Genomic DNA, 21,991 nt, shown 5'->3' on the forward strand with positions numbered 1-21,991 from the left:
ACCCCCGCAGCACGAGCGTCAAGGGCGCCCGGTGAACCGCGACAGCGGCCCACCGGGCGCCTCGCTTTTCCCTGACAACCGTCCGGGGCTCACCACCCGACACTCCAGCACCGACGACCCACCGCACACCCGCCCGTGAACCGTCCGGGGCGCTGCCCCGACATCGCACGCTGGCACCCAGCGGAAAGCAACCCACCCCTGCACGGCGACCGACAGGGACGCTCACCGTCCCGGCTCCGATGCCTACGGCGAACCGCAGCCGCCCGCCCCCTGCGGGCGACCGGCAGGGGCTCTCACCGCCCCTCTCCGATGCCGACGCCAACCGCAGCCACGACGACCGTCAGGACCTCTGCCCCACTTCCGGGCCCCGGGGCCCCACCGCACGCCCGCCCGTGAACCGTCCGGGGCGCTGCCCCGACATCGCGCGCTCGCACCCAGCGGAAAGCAACCCACCCGTGCACGGCGACCGACAGGGACTCTCACCGTCCCAGCTCGGATGCCTACGGCGAACCGCAGCCGCCCGCCCCCTGCGGGCGACCGGCAGGGGCTCTCACCGACCCCCTCCGATGCCGACGGCAACCGCGGCCGCCTGCCCCTTGAGGGCGATCTGCAGGGGCTCTCGGCGTTCCGGCTCCGGTGGCCGCGGCTCACCGCGCCCCCTCGCGGCAGCGGCTCTCCACGCCGGTGCCGGTGTGTGTGGGCGGTGCTTCAGGTGGGGCGGGGTTCAGCGGCGGCGGAGGTCGGCGACCCGGGCGCGTTCGGCGCCGGGGGGCTGTTCGCCGAGGACGGCGGCCGCGCGCAGTCCCGCCGCGGCGCCCGGGACCTGGCCCCGGCGCGGTGCCGGAAGGGGAACGTCCCGGCGCTGCTGCTGGGGGCGCGCCGGGACCGTGTCACCCCCCGGGCTTCCGGACGCCCCGGCCACGGCGATCTGCACCCCCTGGTCCGCGAGAGCCTGCAGCTCGGTGGCGGCGCGGTCGTCGTGCGCGGGCGGCTCGTCGGTCACCAGGCGGGTGATGAGGTCCGTGGGCACCGTCTGGAACATGGTGTCGGTGCCGAGCTTGGTGTGGTCCGCGAGGACGACGACCTCGGCGGCCGCCTGGACGAGGGCCCGGTCGACCGACGCCGACAGCATGTTGGACGTGGACAGTCCGCGCTCGGCGGTCAGCCCGCTCCCGGAGAGGAAGGCCCTGGAGACGCGCAGCCCCTGGAGGGACTGTTCGGCTCCGCTGCCCACGAGGGCGTAGTTGGAGCCGCGCAGGGTGCCCCCCGTCATCACGACTTCGACTCTGTTGGCATGGGCCAGCGCCTGGGCCACCAGGAGGGAGTTGGTGACGACCGTCAGTCCCGGCACGCGCGCGAGACGGCGCGCGAGCTCCTGGGTGGTCGTACCGGCCCCGACGACGATGGCCTCGCCCTCTTCGACGAAGTTGGCGGCGAGGTCCGCGATGGCGGTCTTTTCGGCGGTCGCGAGATGGGATTTCTGCGGAAAGCCGGACTCCCGCGTGAACCCGCCCGGCAATACCGCACCGCCGTGCCGGCGGTCGAGGAGTCCTTCTGCCTCCAGTGCGCGCACGTCCCGCCGTACGGTCACTTCGGAGGTCTGGACGACGCGGGCGAGCTCACGGAGCGACACGGCCCCGTTCGCTCGCACCATTTCGAGGATCAATTGGCGACGTTCTGCAGCGAACACGAAACTGACAGTAACGCGGGCGACCGTCTGCTTTCAGCTCTTTACACCGAATAGTCGAAGTTGTTCGCACAGGAGGACGTGAAGTGGTATAGGGCGCAGTTCCGGCGCCCATGCCGTCCGTAAACCCTCCTGTGCGTCCGTCAACTCGCCGTGTCCGGCGGGAAGTCGGAACCGGCCGTCAGGCCTCCCCCGCCACCTTGCGCGTGTGCAGCTGCCGGGCCACCTCGGCGATCGACCCCGAAAGGGACGGGTACACGGTGAACGCGTTCGCGATCTGTTCGACCGTCAGATTGTTGTCGACGGCGATCGAGATGGGGTGAATCAGTTCCGAGGCGCGCGGCGCGACGACCACACCGCCGACGACGATCCCCGTACCGGGCCGGCAGAAGATCTTGACGAAGCCGTCGCGGATGCCCTGCATCTTGGCGCGCGGGTTGCGCAGCAGCGGCAGCTTGACGGCGCGGGCCTCGATCTTGCCCGCGTCGATGTCGGCCTGGGTGTAGCCGACGGTGGCGATCTCGGGGTCGGTGAAGACGTTCGAGGAGACCGTCTTGAGGTTGAGCGGGGCCACCGCGTCGCCGAGGAAGTGGTACATGGCGATACGTCCCTGCATGGCGGCGACGGACGCGAGCGCGAACACCCCGGTCACGTCCCCGGCGGCGTACACGCCCGGCGCGGTGGTGCGGGAGACCTTGTCGGTCCAGATGTGCCCGGAGTCGCGGAGCCTGACGCCCGCCTCCTCCAGCCCCAGGCCCGCGCTGTTGGGGATGGCGCCGACGGCCATCAGACAGTGCGAGCCGGTGATGACCCGCCCGTCGGAGAGGGTGACCTCGACGCGGTCGCCGACCCGTTTGGCGGACTCCGCCCGGGAGCGGGCCATGACGTTCATGCCGCGGCGCCGGAAGACGTCCTCCAGGACGGCGGCGGCGTCCGGGTCCTCGCCCGGCAGCACCCGGTCGCGCGAGGACACGAGCGTCACCTTCGACCCGAGGGCCTGGTAGGCGCCGGCGAACTCGGCACCGGTGACACCCGAGCCGACCACGATGAGCTCCTCGGGCAGCTCGCCGAGGTCGTAGACCTGGGTCCAGTTCAGGATGCGCTCGCCGTCGGGCTGGGCGTCCGGCAGCTCGCGGGGGTGGCCGCCGGTCGCTATCAGGACGGCGTCGGCGGTGAGGGTCTCCTCGGTGCCGTCGGCCGCGGTGACGACGACCTTGCGGGAGCCGTCCAGGGCCTGCATGCCGTCCAGCCGGCCACGGCCGCGCAGCACGCGGGCGCCGGCCCGGGTGACGGAGGCGGTGATGTCGTGCGACTGGGCGAGCGCGAGCCGCTTCACCCGCCGGTTGACCTTGCCGAGGTCCACGCCGACGACCCGGGCCGCCTGTTCCAGCGGTGGGGTGTCGTCGGCGACGATGATGCCGAGTTCCTCGTACGACGAGTCGAAGGTCGTCATGACCTCGGCCGTAGCGATAAGGGTCTTCGACGGCACGCAGTCGGTCAGCACCGACGCTCCGCCCAGACCGTCGCAGTCGACGACGGTCACCTCCGCGCCGAGCTGCGCGGCCACCAGGGCCGCCTCATAGCCGCCGGGTCCGCCACCGATGATCACGATCCGAGTCACGTACTCCATTGTCCCGCACCGGCCGCGGTGGTACTCCCCGGGGTGCGGCGGGGGCCTTCAGTGACGGGAGTGGCCGCTGTTCCGACTGCCGTACCCTCGTCGCATGTCGCTCTACGCCGCGTACGCCGGCAACCTCGACGCGCGGCTGATGACCCGCCGCGCCCCGCACTCGCCCCTGCGCGCGACGGGCTGGCTCAACGGCTGGCGGCTGACCTTCGGCGGCGAGCAGCTCGGCTGGGAGGGCGCGCTGGCGACGGTCGTGGAGGACACCGCGGACCCGGAGGCGCAGGTCTTCGTCGCCCTGTACGACATCGCCCCCATGGACGAGGAGTCCCTGGACCGCTGGGAGGGCGTCGGTCTGGGGATCTACCGCAGGGTGCGGGTACGGGTGCACACCCTGGACGGCGAGACCGGGGCGTGGGCGTACGTGCTCAACGGGTACGAGGGCGGGCTGCCGTCGGCCCGCTACCTGGGCGAGATCGCCGACGCGGCGGAGTCGGCGGGGGCGCCGCACGACTACGTGATGGAGCTGCGGAAGCGACCCTGCTGACCGATCCTGGTGTGCATGAGCGGGGCACGGCACGGCTACGAAGTGCACTACACCGAGCAGGCCGCGGCGGAGCGCGACCGCCTGGACGCCAAGGAGCGCGCCAGGTTCGACAGGGGCGTCGACGTGCTGGCGCGCGACCCCTACCTGCCGGCGTCCCGCGCGGTGAGCGCCTCGGGCGACGACCGCACGGTCAGGCTCACCCGGCACGTCTTCGCTGAGTACATCGTCAGCCGCGGACGGCTGCTGATCTTCGTCGTCGAGGTCTTCAGCGACGAGGACGTACTCGTACCGGACGAGGGACCGGACACATGACCGGACACATGACCGGACACCCGGCCCGACGCCTGATCATGCCGCGCGGGATGGAAACGACAAGACAACGATCGCCATCCCGTGGGCTCTGTCATCTACGCGCGTAGGCAAGAACCGGCTACCCTCATCCGCGTGAACGCATCTCTTCTCCCGGACGACATCCAGGGCGACCCCCACGCCGCCGCCGACGCCGCCGCCGCGCGCCTGCGCGAACTGACCGGCGCCGAGACCCACGACGTCGCCCTCGTGATGGGCTCCGGCTGGGCACCCGCGGTGGACGCCCTGGGCGCCCCCGACGCCGAGTTCCCGGTCACCGAGCTGCCCGGCTTCCCGCCGCCGGCGGTCGAGGGCCACGGCGGCAAGATCCGCTCGTACCGCATCGGCGAGAAGCGCGCCCTGGTGTTCCTGGGCCGCACCCACTACTACGAGGGCCGCGGGGTCGCCGCCGTCGCGCACGGTGTCCGCACGGCCGTGTCGGCGGGCTGCAAGACCGTCGTCCTGACCAACGGCTGCGGCGGTCTGCGCGAGGGCATGCGGCCCGGTCAGCCGGTCCTGATCAGCGACCACATCAACCTCACGGCGACCTCCCCGATCATCGGCGCGAACTTCGTCGACCTCACCGACCTGTACTCGCCGCGGCTGCGCGCCCTGTGCAAGGAGATCGACCCCACGCTGGAGGAGGGCGTCTACGCCCAGTTCCCCGGCCCGCACTACGAGACGCCGGCCGAGATCCGGATGGCCCGGGTCATCGGCGCGGACCTGGTCGGCATGTCCACCGTGCTCGAGGCCATCGCGGCCCGCGAGGCGGGCGCCGAGGTGCTGGGCATCTCCCTGGTGACGAACCTCGCCGCGGGGATGACGGGTGAGCCGCTGAACCACGAGGAGGTCCTCCAGGCCGGGCGTGACTCGGCGACGCGCATGGGGTCGCTGCTGGCCCAGGTGCTCGGACGGCTGTAGGCACGTCTCCGGGGCCGTGCCCCCACCCCCTCGGGCCCTGAGCGGGCCTCGTCCTCAAACGCCGGGCGGGCCGGGTGATGCCGGACCGAGCTGGAAGAGCAACCGGCGCCGACAAGCAACCGGAGGTTCATCCCCGTGCACGACGATCTCCTCGCCCGCGCCCAGACCTGGCTCGCGGAGGATCCCGACCCCGAGACCCGCGCCGAGCTGGGCAAGCTCATCGAGGCGGGGGACGTCGCCGAACTGGCCGCCCGTTTCCGCGGCACCCTCCAGTTCGGCACCGCCGGTCTGCGCGGGGAGCTCGGCGCCGGCCCGATGCGGATGAACCGCTCGGTCGTCATCCGCGCCGCCGCCGGTCTCGCCGGCTACCTCAGGAAGAACGGCGGGACCGGCGGACTGGTGGTCATCGGCTACGACGCCCGCCACAAGTCCGCCGACTTCGCCCGTGACACCGCCGCGGTGATGACCGGCGCCGGGCTGCGGGCGGCCGTGCTGCCCCGGCCCCTGCCGACGCCCGTCCTGGCGTACGCCATAAGGCACCTCGGCGCGGTCGCCGGGGTCGAGGTCACGGCCAGCCACAACCCGCCCCGCGACAACGGCTACAAGGTGTACCTGGGCGACGGTTCGCAGATCGTCCCGCCCGCCGACGCGGAGATCGCCGCCGAGATCGACGCCGTCCGCTCGCTGGACGACGTGCCCCGCCCGGAGTCCGGCTGGGAGATCCTCGACGACGCCGTCCTCGACGCCTATCTGGCCCGCACCGACGCCGTCCTCGCCACGGGCTCGCCCCGGACCGCCCGCACCGTCTACACGGCGATGCACGGCGTCGGCAAGGACGTCCTGCTCGCCGCCTTCGCCCGCGCCGGGTTCCCGGAGCCGGTCCTCGTCGCCGAGCAGGCCGAGCCCGACCCCGACTTCCCGACCGTCGCCTTCCCCAACCCGGAGGAGCCGGGCGCCATGGACCTGGCCTTCGCCGCGGCCCGGGCGAACGGCCCCGATCTGATCATCGCCAACGACCCGGACGCCGACCGCTGTGCGGTGGCCGTGCCCGACGGCGGCGACTGGCGGATGCTGCGGGGCGACGAGGTCGGCGCGCTGCTCGCGGCCCACCTGGTCCGCAGGGGCGCCCGCGGCACCTTCGCCGAGTCGATCGTCTCGTCCTCGCTGCTCGGCCGGATCGCCGAGAAGGCCGGACTGCCCTACGAGGAGACCCTCACCGGCTTCAAGTGGATCGCCCGCGTCGAGGGCCTGCGCTACGGCTACGAGGAGGCCCTCGGCTACTGCGTGGACCCGGAGGGCGTGCGCGACAAGGACGGCATCACGGCCGCCCTGCTGATCACCGAGCTCGCCTCGCAGCTCAAGGAGGAGGGCCGCACCCTCCTCGACCTCCTGGACGACCTCGCCGTGGAACACGGTCTGCACGCCACCGACCAGCTCTCGGTCCGGGTGCAGGACCTGTCCGTCATCGCCGACGCCATGCGCCGGCTCCGGGAACGGCCTCCGGTCTCGCTCGCCGGGCTGGCCGTCACCCGCGCCGAGGACCTCACCCGGGGCACGGACCGGCTGCCGCCGACCGACGGACTGCGCTACACCCTCGAGGGCGCCCGTGTCATCGTCCGCCCCAGCGGCACCGAGCCCAAGCTGAAGTGCTACCTGGAGGTGGTGATCCCGGTGACCGGCCTCACCGCCCTCCCGGCCGCCCGCGCCCGGGCGACCGACCTCCTCGCGTCGATCAAGCGGGACCTGTCGGCAGCGGCGGGCATCTGACCGTACGCCCAGTCCCCCGCACCACCCGCCTGCCCCGGCCCACCACGCCGGGGCAGGCCACCACCCCACCGCCCCGAAGACCGCCCCACGCCCCGCGGCGACGCCCCGCACGGCCGGCCCCCCGTCACCCCGCCCGGCTCACCCCACGGCCAGCAGAATTCCCAGCACGACCGCCCCGGCGACCGCCGGTCCGAGGATCTCCCAGGCCCAGCGCACGGTCACCTCCCCCTGCGCGCTCTCCTCCTTCTCGCGCGACTCCCACAGGGCCCGCATCTCGTCCATGGCCCGGTCGGTCGCGGACCGGACAGGGCCCTCGGGGACCGGCCCGGACGAGCCGCCGAAGCCGCCCCGGCCTCCCCTGCCTCCCCGGCCTTCGCGCGGGTCGCGCGGCGTGGTCCGTTCCGCCGCCGCCCTGGCCTCCCGGCGGGCCGCCGACTTGCGGGCCCGCAGCGACACCGGGACGGCCCACAGCTGGTACTTCTTCCCCGACCGGGCGACGACCTCGTTGGAGTACCCCGACCGCAGCGCCGCGACCTGCCCCCAGGGCAGCACGATCACCCGGAACGGGTTGCGCACCCGCAGCCGGTCCTGGCCGACGTACACGGCGGGCCGCAGGGTGAAGGCGACGGTCAGCGGCACGACGAGGATGAGCACCGCGAGCGCCAGCCACGGCGTACGCCCCTCGCCCGCCACGATCGCGTCGATGCCGAGCCAGCCGGCGAGGCCCAGCAGCAGCACGCCGCCGGCGATGCCGGCGGACGACCGGTGGACGCGGTCGGCGGGCTCGGAGGCCGGGGGCTGCGGTGCGGAGGGCTGGTCTTCCGGGGTCGTCATGGCCCCGATTCTGCCCGAAGCCCCACTCCCCGCTCATCCGCGGCCCCGGCCGGCGCGACGCGCACGGGGGCGAGCCGGATACGTCCGCCGGGGTATACATCCGCTACGCGCGTAGATATGCTCGTCTGGTGACCATGCCCACCAATGCACCCTCCGCAGCGCACCCCCTCTCGGACGTCACCTCGTCCGACAGCACGCTGCGCCGCTTCCTCCACGGGCTGCCCGGCGTCGACGCGGTCGGCCTGGAGGCACGCGCCGCCTCGCTCGGCACCCGTTCCATCAAGACGACCGCGAAGGCGTACGCCATCGATCTGGCCATCTCGATGGTCGACCTGACGACGCTGGAAGGCGCGGACACCCCGGGCAAGGTCCGGGCGCTCGGCGCCAAGGCGGTCCGCCCCGACCCGACCGACCGCACCACGCCCACCACGGCCGCGGTCTGCGTCTATCCCGACATGGTGGCCGTCGCCAAGGAGGCCGTCGCCGGCTCGGGCGTGAAGGTCGCCTCCGTCGCCACCGCCTTCCCGGCCGGCCGCGCCGCCCTCCCGGTGAAGCTGGCGGACGTGCGCGACGCGGTCGCCGCGGGTGCCGACGAGATCGACATGGTCATCGACCGCGGGGCGTTCCTCGCGGGCAACTACCTGAAGGTGTACGACGAGATCTTCGCCGTGCGGGAGACCTGCGGGGCGGCCCGCCTCAAGGTCATCTTCGAGACGGGCGAGCTGTCGACGTACGACAACATCCGGCGGGCGAGCTGGCTCGGCATGCTGGCGGGCGCCGACTTCATCAAGACGTCCACCGGCAAGGTCGCGGTCAACGCCACCCCCGCCAACACCCTCCTCATGCTGGAGGCCGTCCGCGACTTCCGCGCCCAGACCGGCGTCCAGGTGGGTGTGAAGCCCGCCGGCGGCATCCGCACCAGCAAGGACGCCATCAAGTTCCTCGTGCTGGTCAACGAGACGGCGGGCGCGGACTGGCTGGACAACCACTGGTTCCGCTTCGGCGCCTCCTCGCTCCTGAACGACCTGCTGATGCAGCGGCAGAAGCTGGCCACCGGCCGTTACTCCGGCCCCGACTACGTGACGGTGGACTGATCACCATGGCTTCCGTGTTCGAATACGCACCGGCACCCGAGTCCCGCTCGGTCGTCGACATCGCCCCCTCCTACGGCCTCTTCATCGACGGCGAGTTCGTCGACGCGGCCGACGGCAAGGTCTTCAAGACCGTCTCGCCGTCCACCGAGGAGGTCCTCTCCGAGATCGCCCAGGCGGGCGAGGCGGACGTCGACCGCGCCGTGAAGGCCGCCCGGAAGGCGTTCGAGAAGTGGTCGGCGCTGCCCGGCTCCGAGCGCGCCAAGTACCTCTTCCGCATCGCCCGCGTCATCCAGGAGCGCAGCCGTGAGCTGGCCGTCCTGGAGACGCTGGACAACGGCAAGCCGATCAAGGAGACGCGCGACGCCGACCTCCCGCTGGTCGCCGCGCACTTCTTCTACTACGCGGGCTGGGCGGACAAGCTCGGCCACGCCGGCTTCGGCGCGGACCCCAGGCCGCTGGGCGTGGCCGGCCAGGTCATCCCGTGGAACTTCCCGCTGCTGATGCTGGCGTGGAAGATCGCCCCGGCCCTGGCGACCGGCAACACGGTGGTGCTCAAGCCCGCCGAGACCACCCCCCTGTCGGCCCTCTTCTTCGCGGACATCTGCCGGCAGGCGGGCCTGCCCAAGGGTGTCGTCAACATCCTTCCCGGGTACGGCGACACGGGCGCCGCGCTCGTCGCTCACCCGGACGTGAACAAGGTCGCCTTCACCGGCTCCACGGCCGTCGGCAAGGAGATCGCGAAGACGGTCGCGGGCACCCGCAAGAAGCTCACCCTCGAACTGGGCGGCAAGGGCGCCAACATCGTCTTCGACGACGCCCCGATCGACCAGGCCGTCGAGGGCATCGTGAACGGCATCTTCTTCAACCAGGGCCAGGTCTGCTGCGCGGGCTCCCGCCTCCTGGTCCAGGAGTCGATCCAGGACGAGCTGCTGGACTCCCTGAAGCGCCGCCTGTCCACACTCCGCCTGGGCGACCCGCTGGACAAGAACACGGACATCGGCGCGATCAACTCCGAGGAGCAGCTCGCGCGGATCACCACCCTCGTCGAGCGGGGCGAGGCGGAGGGCGCCGAGCGCTGGTCCCCCGCCTGCGAACTGCCGGAGAGCGGCTACTGGTTCGCGCCGACGCTCTTCACGAACGTCACCCAGGCCCACGCCGTCGCCCGCGACGAGATCTTCGGCCCGGTGCTGTCGGTCCTCACCTTCCGCACCCCGGACGAGGCCGTCGCCAAGGCCAACAACACGCCGTACGGCCTGTCGGCGGGCATCTGGACGGAGAAGGGTTCCCGGATCCTCGCGGTGGCCGGCAAACTCCGGGCCGGTGTCGTCTGGTCCAACACGTTCAACAAGTTCGACCCGACCTCGCCGTTCGGCGGTTACAAGGAGTCGGGCTTCGGCCGCGAGGGCGGTCGCCACGGCCTGGAGGCGTACCTCGATGTCTGAGAAGACCGAAAAGACCGAACCGCGCCTGTCGGTCTTCAAGACCTACAAGCTGTACGTCGGCGGGAAGTTCCCGCGTTCCGAGAGCGGCCGGGTGTACGAGGTGACGGACTCCAAGGGCAAGTGGCTGGCCAACGCGCCCCTCTCCTCCCGCAAGGACGCCCGTGACGCCGTGGTCGCCGCGCGCAAGGCGTTCGGCGGCTGGTCGGGCGCGACCGCGTACAACCGGGGCCAGATCCTCTACCGCGTCGCGGAGATGCTGGAGGGGCGCCGGGAGCAGTTCGTCCGCGAGGTCGGCGACGCCGAGGGCCTGTCCAAGTCCCGGGCCGCGGCGGTCGTGGACGCCACGATCGACCGCTGGGTCTGGTACGCGGGCTGGACCGACAAGATCGCCCAGGTGGTGGGCGGCGGGAACCCGGTCGCGGGGCCGTACTTCAACCTCTCCTCCCCCGAGCCGACGGGTGTGGTCGCGGTCCTCGCGCCGCAGGAGTCGTCCTTCCTGGGCCTGGTGTCGGTGCTGGCCCCGGTGATCGCCACCGGCAACACGGCGGTGCTGATCGCCAGTGAGCGGTCCCCGCTCCCGGCGCTCTCCCTGGCCGAGGTGCTCGCCACCTCCGACGTCCCCGGCGGTGTCGTCAACGTCCTGTCCGGCCGTACGGCGGAGATCGCGGCGCCGCTCGCCGCCCACCAGGACGTCAACGCGATCGACCTCGCGGGCGCCGACGAGGTCCTGGCGAAGGAGCTGGAGATCGCGGCGGCCGACAACCTGAAGCGCGTTCTCCGTCCACAGCCTGTGGACGACTGGTCGGCGACTCCGGGCATCGACCGCATGACGGCCTTCCTGGAGACGAAGACGGTCTGGCACCCGACGGGTTCACTGGGCGCCTCCGGCTCCGCCTACTGAGGCCTGCCGGGCCCGCCGGGCCCGCCGGGCCGCCGGGCCCGCGGAAGCCTGCCGCGGGTCCGCCGAGACACCGAAGCCGCGCCGCCCCCTGCCTGGGGGCGGCGCGGCTTCGCTCCGCGCGGCGGTGGTGTCAGCCGCCGAGCGTCTTCGCGGCATCCCCCAGCACCGGGATCGCCCCGACCGACGGCGCCTGCGCCACCGGCCCGGTGAGCATCTGTGAGGTCAGGGGCTTGAAGTCGGCGAGCTGGGTGCCGACGCCGTTGTCGAGGGGGTCGACGCCGGTGCCCGCGAGGGGGTTGGGCTTGAGGCCCGAGATCGCGCCGACGACGTGGGGCAGGGAGCCCAGGACGCCCTGGGCGGCCGCCTGGGCGTCGGTGCCGCCCGCCGGGGCGGCGTGCGGCCGCAGCACGTCGCCGACCGGCTCTCCGGTCGCCGCGGCGGCGCTGCCGGCGCCCACGCCCAGCGCCACTCCGGCGGTCGCGAGGGCGGCGAGCGCGCGCCGGCCGGTGGGGGTGCGGGGGGATGCGTGTCGGGCCATCAGTGATGCCACCTTCTGCTGCGCAAGGTAATCATGTCGACACGAAGGGTATTTGACGTGTGACGCGCGCTTCAAAGCCGACCCGCGGGGTCGTACGGGGCCCGACGGATGCCTCACACTGGTGTCCCGTGAGCTCCCAACCGCCCATACCCACGCGAGTCGTGCTGCTCTGCGGCCCCTCCGGCTCCGGCAAGTCCCTTCTCGCCGCCCACTCCGGTCTGCCGGTGCTGCGGCTCGACGACTTCTACAAGGAGGGCGACGACCCGACGCTGCCGCTGGTCGCCGGGAGCTCCGACATCGACTGGGACCACCCCGGTTCGTGGGATGCGGACACGGCCGTCGCCGCCATCGTGGAGCTGTGCGGTTCGGGCCGTACGGACGTGCCCGTCTACGACATCTCGCTCAGCGCCCGCACCGGCGTGACGGAGGTCGAGGTCGGGCGGACCCCGCTGTTCATCGCGGAGGGCATCTTCGCCGCCGAGATCGTCGAGCGCTGCCGTGAACTGGGCGTGCTGGCCGACGCGCTGTGCCTGAGCCGCGGCCCGGTGAAGACGTTCCGCCGCCGCTTCCTGCGCGATCTCAAGGAGGGACGCAAGTCGGTCCCGTTCCTGCTGCGCCGGGGCTGGCGGCTGATGCGGGCGGAGCGTTCCATCGTGGCCCGGCAGACCGCGCTCGGCGCGTACGCCTGCGACCGGGCCGAGGCGATGGGCCGGCTGGCGGCCGCGGCGGCGGGCCGCTGCGCGACGACCGCGCGTACGACGGCGTAGGCGCCCGGCGACCGGGCCCCCGGCGTCCGGCCGGGATCCCGGCATCCGACCGGGGACACACGAAAGCGGGACTGGACGAACCCCCCGGCCCTCCAGTCCCGCTTCCCCCGTTCCCCCGTGTCCACCCCCCGGTGGTGCTTCCCCCGTGCTGTGCGGTACCGCTCCCCGGACGTCCCCCGTCGGGCCCCCCGGTACCGCTCCCCCGTTTCCCCCGTTACTTTCCCCCGTTGCCGGGCCGGAGCCCGTCGTTCCCCCGTGACCCTCAGGCGACAAGCTCCCCGAAGGCGTCCTCCTCGTCACGGCCGAAGCTGAGGACCTGGTCCTCGCGCAGCCGGCGGAGCGACCGCCAGATGCTCGACTTCACCGTGCCGACACTGATGTCGAGGATCTCCGCGATCTCCGGGTCGGTGCGGCCCTCGTAGTAGCGCAGGACCAGCATCGTCCGCTGGAGTTCGGGCAGCCGGGCCAGCGCCTGCCACAGGACCGCGCGCAGTTCGGTGCCGCGCATCGCGTCCGTGTCGCCGGGCGTCTCCGGCAGTTCCTCGGTCGGGTACTCGTTCAGCTTGCGGCGGCGCCACGCGCTGATGTGCAGGTTGGTCATCGTCCGGCGGAGGTATCCGCCGACCGCGGCCTTGTCACTGATCCGGTCCCACGCCTTGTACGTCGAGAACAGCGCGCTCTGCAGCAGGTCCTCGGCCTCGAAGCGGTCACCGGTGAGGTGGTAGGCGGTGGCGTACAGGGAGGCGCGGCGCTCCTGGACGTAGGCGGTGAACTCCGCCTCGGTCAGCGAGCGGCGCTCCCCCGAGTCCTCCCTGTACGCGGCTCCCCCGTGAGCCCCTTCCTTCGTGTCAACCACCGTCATGAACCCGGTGTGCTGACGCCCGGTGCCGCGAGCGCACCCCCGCGCTCCCCCACGCTCGAAACCGCTCGCGCGGGCGGGACCCCCATCGACACCGGACTTCTCGGAACCCCGGCCGACGTTCACGTCGTGGAGACGCGTGACGACTGCGACTGCGCTGGTGCTCTTACCGTGCAGCGTGTTCATCTCGCGCCCCCCGTCGTGGACTTCCGGTGTTTCGGTCTTTGCGTTCTTGCCTGTGCCGAAAAGACTGCCTGGGCCACTTCATCGCCGTGTCCGTCGACTGTCACAGACCTGTCACAGGGGCCTGCCATGGCAACACCACAGCCCGTTCACGGCTTTGAGGGTTACCGGTACAGCGGTCGTCGGTGCGGTCGGTCAGGCTGAGCCCGGACGCCGCCGGCCACGATCTGGTCGCGCCGCCTCGCGGTGCCGCGGTCGGTGATCGGGCACTGGCCGGACAGCCGGACGCGCCGGCAGAACCCGGCCGCCGTCCGGAGGGGCGCTCGCGTCGCGGACGGTGGGGCGGCGGGATCAGCGGGCTGCCAGGGGCGGGTGGAGGCGGCCGTCGTGGACTTCGGCGATCTGGTCGGCGGCGGTGAGATGGGAACGGTCGTGGGTGACCAGGACGGTGGCGGTGGCCTGCTGGTGGGTGAGGCGGGTGATCAGGCCGATGACGGCGGCGCCGCGTTCGTGGTCGAGGGCGCTGGTGGGTTCGTCCACCAGGAGCACGGTGGGGTCGTTCATCAGGGCGCGGGCGATGCTGACGCGCTGGCGCTGGCCTCCGGAGAGCTGGTGGGGGCGGCGGTGGGCGTGGTCCGCGAGGCCGACCGCGTCGAGAAGTTCCATCGCCCGGCCCCGGGCGGTACGGGGCTTGCGGCCGTCGATCCTGGCCATGACCTGGAGTTGTTCGGCGGCGGTGAGGGAGGGCAGCAGGTTGGGCTGCTGGAAGACGATGCCGATCTTGTGGCGGCGCAGTTCGGACAGCTCGCCGCGGCTCAGGCCGGTGGTGGGGGTGCCGTCGACGACGACGGTGCCGGCATCAGGGGTGACGAGGGTGGCGGCGACGGCGAGCAGGCTGGACTTGCCGGAGCCGGACGGGCCGACCACAGCGGTCAGGCTGCCCTTGGGGACTTCCAGGCAGACCTGGTCGAGAGCGGTCAGGCGGTCCTCGCCGTCGGGGTAGGTGAGGGTGACGTCGGTCAGGCTCAGGCTCATCGGGCGTTCCCCAGGGCGGTCAACGGGTCGACGGAGGCGATGCGGCGGATGGGCAGGGCGGCTCCGAGCATGCCGAGCGCGACCATCACGACCGCCGGCACGAGGACGGTGGCGGGCGTGAGGAGGAACGGCACGGCGGACCCGGCCACCAGGGCGCCGAGGGCGGCGGCGATGGCGGTGCCGATCAGGGTGCCGCCGGCGAGCAGGACGACGGCCTGGCCGAGCGCGTCCTTCAGAAGGTGGGCGGTGGAGGCGCCGAGTGCCTTGACGACGGCGACGTCGCCGCTGCGCTGCATGGTCCACACGGTGAAGAAGGCCCCGACGACGAGGGCGGAGATGGCGAACAGGAAGCCGCGCATCAGTTGCAGGGAAGCGTTCTCGGAGGTGTAGGAGCCGATCGCGGACAGCGAGTCCTCGATGGCGGCCGTCCTCGTGCCGGTCTGCCGTTCGGTCACGGCCAGGTCGGCCCCGGAGGCGGTGTCCAGGACGATGACCGTCGCGGTGAGGTCGTCGCCGGTGCCGGAGGGCGGGGCGGTCTTCCGCCAGACCTCGAGGCTGGTCCAGACGACCGGGGTGTGGCTGAAGTACGCGTCGCCCCGCACGGCGGCCACCTCGAGCCGCTGACCGGCCAGGGTGAGCAAGTCGCCCGGGCGCAGGCCGAGGTCGTCGGCGGCCGTGGTGGACAGCACCACCGCGCTGTCACTGATCTTGCCGCTGTCCGGGGCGAGGCGGGAGCCGGGCTGGACGCCGAAGGCCGAGACCCCCGTGCTCCTGTCGCCGGCGGTGGCCTTGGTCGTGGTGATCCCCAGCGGTTCGGCGCTTTCCACCCCGGGCGCCTCGGACCACTGCCGCCACTGCCGCCCGGTGACGGTGGAGCCGGAGTACGACAGGTCCCCGCCGCCGCCGGGGGTCTGGAAGGCAACCCGGTCGGCGGGCAGTCCCGTGATGGCGGAGGTGTTCTGCCGGCCCAGTCCGGCTGTCAGCCCGGACAGCAGCCCGACCAGCAGGGTGATCAGCACGACGGCGGTGCCCATCAGGGCGAAGCGCCCCTTGGCGAACTTCAGATCTCTCCAGGCGACGAACACGGCCTCGGCCTGTCCTTTCATCGGGAAGCGGTACGACTCCACCGTCGCTGCCTGCCCCCGTCCGCGCGTCTGGCGCAGGAGAGCACTTCGCGGGCCGAAAGACGGTCCGCGGGTTCCACCTTTCGATGGAGGCCCCCGGACGCCTGCCTCCGTAACCTGGGACGCACTGTGAACACCGCTGCCCCTGTTCTGACCCCGACCACCCGGGCCCTGGCGTGGTGCCTGCACCTGCTGGTCCTCGGACTGCTCGCCCTGGCTGCCGGCCGGGCCGTGGCCGACGGCAGGGCCCACACCGCACAGGTCGTCGCCGCAGCCGCGGCATGCGGCCTGGTGTACGCCGCCGGGCCGCTCCTGCCCCACACGCGCCGGTCCCGTCCCGCCGCGGCCTGGTGGCTGGCCGCCACGGGCGCCGTATGGCTCGTGCTGCTGGCCCTGACACCCGACGCCGTGTGGGTGGCGTTCCCGCTGTACTTCCTCCAGCTCCACCTGCTGCCCCGCCGCACCGGCCTGGCCGCGGTGATCGCGACCGCCGTGGCGGCCGTCACGGCCTTCGCCGCCCATACCGGCTCCTTCAGCCCGGCCATGGCGATCGGTCCCGCGCTCGGTGCCGCCGTCGCCGTCGCGGTGGTGTGGGGCTACCAGGCCCTGTACCGCGAAAGCGAACAGCGCAGGCGACTGATCGAGGAGCTCACCGCCACCCGGGCCGACCTCGCCCGGGCCCAGCACACCGCGGGCGTGCTCGCCGAACGCGAGCGGCTCGCCCACGAGATCCACGACACCCTCGCCCAGGGCCTTTCCAGCATCCAGCTGCTGCTGCGCGCCGCCGAACGCGCCCTGCCCGACCGGCCCGACACCGCCGCCCGCCATGTCGACGCGGCCCGCCAGGCCGCCGTGGACAACCTCGCCGAAGCCCGCCGCTTCGTCGCTGCGCTCACCCCGCCCGCTCTGGAGGGCACCACCCTGGCCGACGCCGTGGAACGACTGTGCACCACCACGTCCGCCCGCCACCGCCTCGCCGCGCGCTTCCACCTCACCGGCGAGCCCATGCCACTGCCGACCGCGCACGAGGTCGCCCTCCTGCGCGTCGCCCAGTCCGCCCTCGCCAACACCGTCCGCCACGCGGAGGCCACCAGCGCCGAGGTCACCCTCAGCTACCTCGGCGACCACATCGCCCTCGGCGTCGTCGACGACGGGCACGGCTTCGACCCCGGGCAACTGCCCGCCCCCGACCCCGAAAGCGGCGGCTTCGGCCTGGCGTCCATGCGCGCCCGCATGAACGCCCTCGGCGGCACCCTGGTGATCGAATCCACCCCCGGCCACGGCACCGCTCTGGCCGTCCGACTCCCGCTCACCCCGCCCCCCAAGACCGAGCCCGAGGCCCGCCCGTGACCCACGACGCACCCATCCGCCTTCTTCTGGCCGACGACCACCCCGTCGTACGAGCCGGACTGCGCGCCGTACTGGAAACCGAACCCGGCCTCGTCGTCATGGCCGAAGCCGCCACCGCCGAGGAGGCCGTCACCCGCGCCGCGGAAGGCGACGTCGACGTCGTGCTGATGGATCTGCAGTTCGGCAAGGGCATGGGCGGTGCCGAGGCCACCGCTCGGATCACCGCCCGACCGGGCGCACCCCGCGTGCTGATCGTCACCACCTACGACTCCGACGCCGACACCCTGCCCGCCATCGAGGCCGGTGCCACCGGCTACCTCCTCAAGGACGCCCCGCCCGAGGACCTGGCCGCCGCCGTGCGCACCGCCGCCGCCGGACGCACCACGCTGGCGCCCACCGTCGCGGACCGGCTGATGAACCGGCTGCGCACACCGGGCACCGCCCTGACCCGGCGGGAGACCGAGATCCTCACCCTGGTCGCCGCCGGGCTGTCCAACCAGGCCATCGGCGGCCGCCTCCACCTGACCGAAGGCACCGTCAAGTCCCACCTGGCCCGCGTCTACGTCAAGCTCGGCGTCGACTCGCGCACCGCCGCCGTCGCCACCGCCACCGACCTCGGCCTCATCCGCCGCTGATCCCCGCGCGTGCGAGCCGCACCGGCAGCCGTGAGCGTGACGGTGGTCGCAACGCCCGGCCGCTGGACCTCTGTTCCCCAAGGCCGGTCCAGCGGCCTCGGGACCACGACGGCCGGCCCGGTTCCCGGCCGTCGCCGTGCCGCCGGTGCCGCCCGCCCCGGGGTCCGCCCGGTGGGGCGTGCCGCAGCCGTGGCCGGCCGAAACCGCAGGTCCGCGGAGTGCGGAGGGCCGCGGCGTGCACCGTGGCACCCGCGGGCGCGGCAGGCCGCGGGCCCTCCGTGCGCCGCACGCGCAGCCGAAACCGTCCCGCTGCGGCGTCCCACCCGGGCCCACAGGTCGAACGACAGCCCCCTCATGGGCCAGAATGAGCCCGTGCCTTCCCTGTTGCTGATCGAGGACGACGACGCCATCCGTACGGCCCTGGAGCTCTCACTGACGCGCCAGGGGCACCGTGTGGCGACCGCTGCGAGCGGTGAGGACGGTCTGAAGCTGTTGCGCGAGCAGCGGCCGGATCTGATCGTCCTGGACGTGATGCTGCCCGGCATCGACGGTTTCGAGGTGTGCCGGCGCATCCGGCGCACCGACCAGCTGCCGATCATCCTGCTCACCGCGAGGAGCGACGACATCGACGTCGTGGTCGGGCTGGAGTCCGGCGCCGACGACTACGTCGTCAAACCCGTCCAGGGACGGGTGCTGGACGCCCGGATCCGGGCCGTGCTGCGGCGCGGGGAGCGCGAGTCGAACGACGCGGCGACCTTCGGCAGCCTGGTCATCGACCGCGCGGCGATGACGGTGACGAAGAACGGCGAGGATCTCCAGCTCACCCCGACCGAGCTCAGGCTGCTGCTGGAGCTGAGCCGGCGGCCGGGGCAGGCGCTGTCCCGGCAGCAGCTGCTGCGCCTCGTGTGGGAGCACGACTACCTCGGTGACTCGCGGCTCGTCGACGCGTGTGTGCAGCGGCTGCGCGCCAAGGTCGAGGACGTGCCCTCGTCCCCGACGCTGATCCGTACCGTCCGCGGCGTCGGCTACCGCCTGGACGCCCCTCAGTGACACCGTCGCAAGGGGGGTTCCGCGGCTGGTCCGCGGTGCGCAAGGGTCATCTGTCACGGCTGCGCTTCACCAGTCTGCGGCTGCGTCTCGTCGTCGTCTTCGGGGCGGTGGCGCTGACCGCCGCCGTGTCCGCGTCCGGCATCGCGTACTGGCTCAACCGCGAGGCCGTGCTCGACCGCACCCAGGGCGCGGTGCTGCGGGACTTCGAGCAGGAGATGCAGAACCGGGCGGGCTCGCTGCCCGAGCATCCGACGCAGGACGAACTGCAGCACACCGCCGGGCAGATGGCCAACAGCAGCCAGCGCTTCAGCGTGCTGCTGGTCGGCGAGGACGCGAGCGGCAAGACCGTGTACGGCAACTCCGGGGGGCTCAACGGCTTCTCGCTGGAGGACGTGCCCGAGTCGCTGCGTACGGCGGTCAACAAGAAGCAGGGCGCCGGCGGCGCCGACGAGTCGCCGTACCACCTCTACTGGCAGCGGGTCGTGGACCACGGGACGCCGTATCTCGTGGCCGGGACGAAGGTGATCGGCGGCGGTCCGACCGGGTACATGCGCAAGTCGCTGGAGCCGGAGGCGGACGACCTCAACTCGCTGGCCTGGTCGCTGGGGATCGCCACCGGGCTCGCGCTGATCGGCGCCGCGCTGCTCGCGCAGGCCGCCGCCACGACCGTGCTGAAGCCGGTGCACCGGCTGGGCGTGGCCGCGCGGCGGCTCGGCGAGGGGCGGCTCGACACCCGGCTCCGGGTGTCGGGCACCGACGAACTCGCCGATCTGTCACGGACGTTCAACCGGACGGCGGAGGCCCTGGAGAAGCGGGTCGCGGACATGGCCGCGCGGGACGAGGCGTCCCGGCGGTTCGTCGCCGACATGTCGCACGAGCTGCGGACGCCGCTGACCGCGATCACCGCCGTCACGGAGGTGCTGGAGGAGGAGCTGGACGCCGAGTCGGGCAGCATCGACCCGATGATCGAGCCCGCCGTCCGGCTGGTGGTCAGCGAGACCCGGCGGCTCAACGACCTCGTCGAGAACCTGATGGAGGTCACCCGCTTCGACGCCGGTACGGCGCGGCTGGTCCTGGACAACGTCGACGTCGCCGACCAGATCACCTTCTGCATCGACGCGCGCGCGTGGCTGGACGCGGTCGATCTGGACGCCGAGCGCGGCATCCACGCCCGGCTCGACCCGCGCCGCCTGGACGTGATCCTCGCCAACCTCATCGGCAACGCGCTCAAGCACGGCGGTTCCCCGGTGCGGGTGTCGGTGCGCGAGTCGGCCGAGGACGTCGTCATCGCCGTGCGCGACCACGGGCCCGGCATCCCCGAGGAGGTGCTGCCGCACGTCTTCGACCGGTTCTACAAGGCGAGCGCGTCCCGGCCGCGCTCCGACGGCAGTGGCCTCGGCCTGTCCATCGCCCTGGAGAACGCCCACATCCACGGCGGCGAGATCACCGCCGCCAACTCCCCCGAGGGCGGCGCGGTGTTCACGCTGCGGCTGCCGCGGGACGCGTCACAGCTGGTGGAACAGGGCGAGAAGGCCGAGAAGCCCGTGCAGGGCAAGGGGGACGCCTGATGAACGTACGCCGGTTGCTCGCGCTCCCTCTCCTCGCCGGACTGCTCACCGGGTGCGGGATCCGGGCCACCGAGGTGCCGACCGACTTCGGGCCGGCACCGTCGCGGGTGCGCTGCTCGCTCACCGAGCCGGACGTGACGGCGCAGTCCGCGCGCGCGGGGGTGCCGGTGCAGGTGTTCCTGCTGTGCGGCTCGTCGCTGGTGGCCGTCGACCGCTCGGTGCGGGTGGCGGACGGGGCGGCGGACTCGGAGCGGCGCGTGGTGGTGGCGCAGGGCCTGCTCGACCAGCTCGCCGCGTCGCCGCCGGCCGCCGAGAAGGAGGCCGGGTACACCACCGACGTGCGCGGCGGGATGACGGTGAGCGGGCCGGGACCGAAGGACCCGGACGACGCGCTGCGGCTGAGCGTGCCGCCGGGGGACCTGACCTCGTACGCGCTCGCCCAGCTGGTGTGCACCTTCTCCGACTCGGCGGCGGCCGAGGGTGACGGCTCGGTCGTGCTGGGCGGCCCCGGCTCCGAGCCGCTGCGCCGCTACGAGTGCACCGACGAGGTCCGCACCCGGCCGGGCAGCGCCGAGCCGCCGTCGTCGGAGGTCACGGGCGGCTGACCGGCTCCGGATGTGGCGGACGCCTCACCCGGCGTCCCCGGGCCGTCGTCCGCGCAGGTCACCGTCGGCCGGCGGGGCGGCGGTGACCGGTGTCGCCGGTGGCTCGTGCCAGTGCCGGGCGGGACGCCGGAACCGATCGTGCCGAGGGGTGCGTCTAGGGGGTCGTGCAGCGTCAAGGCTCCATCGGCGGCAGCGCCGCGATCCGTCTCCGTGCGACCGGGATTGTCCTCCTGGTCGCACACCTCCTGTTCGTGGCCTGGGTCACGCTGCGCCCCAGGGACGTCCCCTGGGTGATGCCCACGAATCTGCATCCGTTCGACGGCATCCGCGCCGACCTGAGGCTGGGCCCGCAGGAGGCGGCCCGGCGGATCGGCGAGGGGCTGGCGCTGCTCGCCCCGCTGGGCGTCCTGCTGCCGCTGGTGCACGGCCGGCTCCGGGTCTCACCGCTGGCCTCGCTGATCCGTACGGTCACGGCGGGTGCCCTGCTGTCGCTGGCGATCGAGCTGCTGCAGACCGGGGTGCCCGGTCAGGTCGCGGACGTCGACTCGCTGCTGCTGAACACCGCGGGCGTGGCCCTCGCGCACGCCACGGTGGTGCCGGCGGCCCGGGTGTGGCTGCGGCGCAGGGGCGAGCGCCGGGTGCGGGCGGCCGTGCCGCAGGAGGAAGCGGCTCAGGGTCGTGCCCCGAGGATTCCCAGGGTGGGGGTCGCCCCGTAAGCCGAGGATTCTCGGGGTCGGGATCGCCCCGGGGAGTGATGCTTCGTCCCCTTCGTCTCCGTAGCGTGGAAGGCAGACGGGGCAGCCGCAGGGGCCGCCTCTCTCCGACGCTCACGAAGGAGCCGCGATGTCCAGCCTCGCCCGCCCCACCAACGGCCGCATGATCGGCGGAGTGTGCGCCGCGCTGGCCCGCCGCTTCGGCACCTCCGCGACGACGATGCGCGTGATCTTCCTGGTCTCCTGTCTGCTGCCCGGCCCGCAGTTCCTGCTCTACATAGCGCTGTGGATCCTGCTGCCTTCGGAGGACAAGGCGCGCGCGGCCTGGTGACCCGGCCCGTGCACACGCCGTCGGGGCGCGCCCGGAACTCCGGGTGCGCCCCGACGGCGTGGCTGCGG

General features: G+C 73.0%; 22 protein-coding genes. 15 read left to right on the forward strand and 7 right to left on the reverse strand.

Annotated elements, in window-relative coordinates:
* Positions 1 to 724: 724 nt before the first annotated feature.
* Positions 725 to 1,690, reverse strand: coding sequence for a DeoR/GlpR family DNA-binding transcription regulator (locus ACFY2L_RS16140; protein ID WP_390658352.1), 966 nt, complete (start codon positions 1,688 to 1,690; stop codon positions 725 to 727).
* A 178-nt stretch (positions 1,691 to 1,868) separates the two neighbouring features.
* Positions 1,869 to 3,317 carry an NAD(P)H-quinone dehydrogenase gene (locus ACFY2L_RS16145; RefSeq protein ID WP_390658351.1) on the reverse strand — a complete coding sequence of 483 codons (1,449 nt, stop codon included), beginning with the start codon at positions 3,315 to 3,317 and terminating at the stop codon, positions 1,869 to 1,871.
* Positions 3,318 to 3,411: 94 nt separating this feature from the next.
* Here ACFY2L_RS16145 and ACFY2L_RS16150 point away from each other — a divergent pair, with 94 nt between their 5' ends.
* The 4 genes from ACFY2L_RS16150 (at position 3,412) to ACFY2L_RS16165 (ending at position 6,894) form a co-directional block, all read left to right on the forward strand.
* Complete coding sequence (locus ACFY2L_RS16150; protein ID WP_390658350.1) at positions 3,412 to 3,858, forward strand: gamma-glutamylcyclotransferase; 447 nt, start codon at positions 3,412 to 3,414, stop codon at positions 3,856 to 3,858.
* A gap of 15 nt (positions 3,859 to 3,873) precedes the next feature.
* Entirely contained in the window at positions 3,874 to 4,170 is a 297-nt protein-coding gene (locus ACFY2L_RS16155) for a type II toxin-antitoxin system RelE/ParE family toxin (protein ID WP_390658349.1), read from the forward strand.
* 132 nt (positions 4,171 to 4,302) lie between these two features.
* The gene (locus ACFY2L_RS16160) at positions 4,303 to 5,127 is read left to right on the forward strand and encodes a purine-nucleoside phosphorylase (protein WP_390658348.1); all 825 of its coding nucleotides are present in this window, start codon (positions 4,303 to 4,305) and stop codon (positions 5,125 to 5,127) included.
* A 135-nt stretch (positions 5,128 to 5,262) separates the two neighbouring features.
* On the forward strand, positions 5,263 to 6,894 hold the full coding sequence (locus ACFY2L_RS16165) for a phospho-sugar mutase (protein WP_390658347.1): 1,632 nt from the start codon (positions 5,263 to 5,265) through the stop codon (positions 6,892 to 6,894).
* Between the two features lie 138 nt (positions 6,895 to 7,032).
* On the opposite strand, the gene ACFY2L_RS16170 is transcribed toward ACFY2L_RS16165, so the two are convergent.
* Entirely contained in the window at positions 7,033 to 7,728 is a 696-nt protein-coding gene (locus tag ACFY2L_RS16170) for a PH domain-containing protein (RefSeq protein ID WP_390658346.1), read from the reverse strand.
* A 134-nt stretch (positions 7,729 to 7,862) separates the two neighbouring features.
* On the opposite strand from ACFY2L_RS16170, the gene deoC reads away from it, so the two are divergent.
* Genes deoC through ACFY2L_RS16185 form a run of 3 tightly spaced genes read left to right on the forward strand, consistent with a single transcriptional unit; the run spans position 7,863 to position 11,165 of the window.
* Positions 7,863 to 8,822: a deoxyribose-phosphate aldolase gene (gene deoC, locus ACFY2L_RS16175; RefSeq protein WP_390822820.1), complete on the forward strand. Its 960-nt coding sequence runs from the start codon at positions 7,863 to 7,865 to the stop codon at positions 8,820 to 8,822.
* 5 nt (positions 8,823 to 8,827) lie between these two features.
* Entirely contained in the window at positions 8,828 to 10,264 is a 1,437-nt protein-coding gene (locus tag ACFY2L_RS16180; RefSeq protein ID WP_390658345.1) for an aldehyde dehydrogenase family protein, read from the forward strand.
* A complete protein-coding gene (locus ACFY2L_RS16185) occupies positions 10,257 to 11,165 on the forward strand; it encodes an aldehyde dehydrogenase family protein (protein ID WP_390658344.1) in 909 nt (302 codons plus the stop codon). The genes ACFY2L_RS16180 and ACFY2L_RS16185 overlap by 8 nt, the downstream gene beginning before the upstream one ends.
* A gap of 130 nt (positions 11,166 to 11,295) precedes the next feature.
* Here ACFY2L_RS16185 and ACFY2L_RS16190 read toward each other — a convergent pair whose 3' ends face one another.
* Positions 11,296 to 11,703 carry a hypothetical protein gene (locus tag ACFY2L_RS16190; RefSeq protein ID WP_390822623.1) on the reverse strand — a complete coding sequence of 136 codons (408 nt, stop codon included), beginning with the start codon at positions 11,701 to 11,703 and terminating at the stop codon, positions 11,296 to 11,298.
* A gap of 59 nt (positions 11,704 to 11,762) precedes the next feature.
* Between ACFY2L_RS16190 and ACFY2L_RS16195 the strand changes: the two genes are divergently transcribed.
* Positions 11,763 to 12,470, forward strand: coding sequence for a uridine kinase (locus ACFY2L_RS16195; protein WP_390658342.1), 708 nt, complete (start codon positions 11,763 to 11,765; stop codon positions 12,468 to 12,470).
* 262 nt (positions 12,471 to 12,732) lie between these two features.
* Here ACFY2L_RS16195 and ACFY2L_RS16200 read toward each other — a convergent pair whose 3' ends face one another.
* The 3 genes from ACFY2L_RS16200 to ACFY2L_RS16210 form a co-directional block, all read right to left on the reverse strand.
* Complete coding sequence (locus tag ACFY2L_RS16200; RefSeq protein WP_390822624.1) at positions 12,733 to 13,515, reverse strand: SigE family RNA polymerase sigma factor; 783 nt, start codon at positions 13,513 to 13,515, stop codon at positions 12,733 to 12,735.
* A gap of 348 nt (positions 13,516 to 13,863) precedes the next feature.
* The gene (locus ACFY2L_RS16205; protein WP_390822625.1) at positions 13,864 to 14,547 is read right to left on the reverse strand and encodes an ABC transporter ATP-binding protein; all 684 of its coding nucleotides are present in this window, start codon (positions 14,545 to 14,547) and stop codon (positions 13,864 to 13,866) included.
* Positions 14,544 to 15,632, reverse strand: coding sequence for an ABC transporter permease (locus tag ACFY2L_RS16210; RefSeq protein WP_390822821.1), 1,089 nt, complete (start codon positions 15,630 to 15,632; stop codon positions 14,544 to 14,546). Before ACFY2L_RS16210 ends, ACFY2L_RS16205 begins: the two co-directional genes overlap by 4 nt.
* Before the next feature lie 168 nt (positions 15,633 to 15,800).
* Here ACFY2L_RS16210 and ACFY2L_RS16215 point away from each other — a divergent pair, with 168 nt between their 5' ends.
* From ACFY2L_RS16215 to ACFY2L_RS16245, 7 genes are all read left to right on the forward strand, one after another.
* Positions 15,801 to 17,021 carry a sensor histidine kinase gene (locus tag ACFY2L_RS16215; protein ID WP_390822626.1) on the forward strand — a complete coding sequence of 407 codons (1,221 nt, stop codon included), beginning with the start codon at positions 15,801 to 15,803 and terminating at the stop codon, positions 17,019 to 17,021.
* Positions 17,018 to 17,656 (forward strand): response regulator, encoded by a 639-nt coding sequence (locus tag ACFY2L_RS16220; protein WP_390658338.1) that lies wholly within the window; start codon positions 17,018 to 17,020, stop codon positions 17,654 to 17,656. The genes ACFY2L_RS16215 and ACFY2L_RS16220 overlap by 4 nt, the downstream gene beginning before the upstream one ends.
* Before the next feature lie 372 nt (positions 17,657 to 18,028).
* Positions 18,029 to 18,706 carry a two-component system response regulator AfsQ1 gene (gene afsQ1 / locus ACFY2L_RS16225; protein WP_390658337.1) on the forward strand — a complete coding sequence of 226 codons (678 nt, stop codon included), beginning with the start codon at positions 18,029 to 18,031 and terminating at the stop codon, positions 18,704 to 18,706.
* Positions 18,703 to 20,274: an ATP-binding protein gene (locus ACFY2L_RS16230; protein WP_390658336.1), complete on the forward strand. Its 1,572-nt coding sequence runs from the start codon at positions 18,703 to 18,705 to the stop codon at positions 20,272 to 20,274. Before afsQ1 ends, ACFY2L_RS16230 begins: the two co-directional genes overlap by 4 nt.
* Positions 20,274 to 20,879: a hypothetical protein gene (locus ACFY2L_RS16235; protein ID WP_390658335.1), complete on the forward strand. Its 606-nt coding sequence runs from the start codon at positions 20,274 to 20,276 to the stop codon at positions 20,877 to 20,879. Before ACFY2L_RS16230 ends, ACFY2L_RS16235 begins: the two co-directional genes overlap by 1 nt.
* A 164-nt stretch (positions 20,880 to 21,043) precedes the next feature.
* Positions 21,044 to 21,595, forward strand: coding sequence for a VanZ family protein (locus tag ACFY2L_RS16240; protein ID WP_390822627.1), 552 nt, complete (start codon positions 21,044 to 21,046; stop codon positions 21,593 to 21,595).
* A 127-nt stretch (positions 21,596 to 21,722) separates the two neighbouring features.
* Positions 21,723 to 21,923 carry a PspC domain-containing protein gene (locus ACFY2L_RS16245; protein ID WP_390658333.1) on the forward strand — a complete coding sequence of 67 codons (201 nt, stop codon included), beginning with the start codon at positions 21,723 to 21,725 and terminating at the stop codon, positions 21,921 to 21,923.
* Positions 21,924 to 21,991 lie beyond the last annotated feature (68 nt).

The organism is Streptomyces sp. NPDC001381 (assembly GCF_042895685.1).
Classification (GTDB): Bacteria; Actinomycetota; Actinomycetes; order Streptomycetales; family Streptomycetaceae; genus Streptomyces.

Excerpts from the sequence above, each read along its gene's own strand:
- deoC (WP_390822820.1), top strand. The coding sequence starts at position 7,863 with ATGCCCACCAATGCACCCTCCGCAGCGCACCCCCTCTCGGACGTCACC.
- ACFY2L_RS16245 (WP_390658333.1), top strand. The coding sequence starts at position 21,723 with ATGTCCAGCCTCGCCCGCCCCACCAACGGCCGCATGATCGGCGGAGTG.
- ACFY2L_RS16185 (WP_390658344.1), top strand. The coding sequence starts at position 10,257 with ATGTCTGAGAAGACCGAAAAGACCGAACCGCGCCTGTCGGTCTTCAAG.
- ACFY2L_RS16180 (WP_390658345.1), top strand. The coding sequence starts at position 8,828 with ATGGCTTCCGTGTTCGAATACGCACCGGCACCCGAGTCCCGCTCGGTC.
- ACFY2L_RS16235 (WP_390658335.1), top strand. The coding sequence starts at position 20,274 with ATGAACGTACGCCGGTTGCTCGCGCTCCCTCTCCTCGCCGGACTGCTC.
- ACFY2L_RS16205 (WP_390822625.1), bottom strand. The coding sequence starts at position 14,547 with ATGAGCCTGAGCCTGACCGACGTCACCCTCACCTACCCCGACGGCGAG.
- ACFY2L_RS16170 (WP_390658346.1), bottom strand. The coding sequence starts at position 7,728 with ATGACGACCCCGGAAGACCAGCCCTCCGCACCGCAGCCCCCGGCCTCC.
- ACFY2L_RS16145 (WP_390658351.1), bottom strand. The coding sequence starts at position 3,317 with ATGGAGTACGTGACTCGGATCGTGATCATCGGTGGCGGACCCGGCGGC.
- ACFY2L_RS16155 (WP_390658349.1), top strand. The coding sequence starts at position 3,874 with ATGAGCGGGGCACGGCACGGCTACGAAGTGCACTACACCGAGCAGGCC.
- ACFY2L_RS16190 (WP_390822623.1), bottom strand. The coding sequence starts at position 11,703 with ATGGCCCGACACGCATCCCCCCGCACCCCCACCGGCCGGCGCGCGCTC.
- ACFY2L_RS16200 (WP_390822624.1), bottom strand. The coding sequence starts at position 13,515 with ATGAACACGCTGCACGGTAAGAGCACCAGCGCAGTCGCAGTCGTCACG.
- ACFY2L_RS16150 (WP_390658350.1), top strand. The coding sequence starts at position 3,412 with ATGTCGCTCTACGCCGCGTACGCCGGCAACCTCGACGCGCGGCTGATG.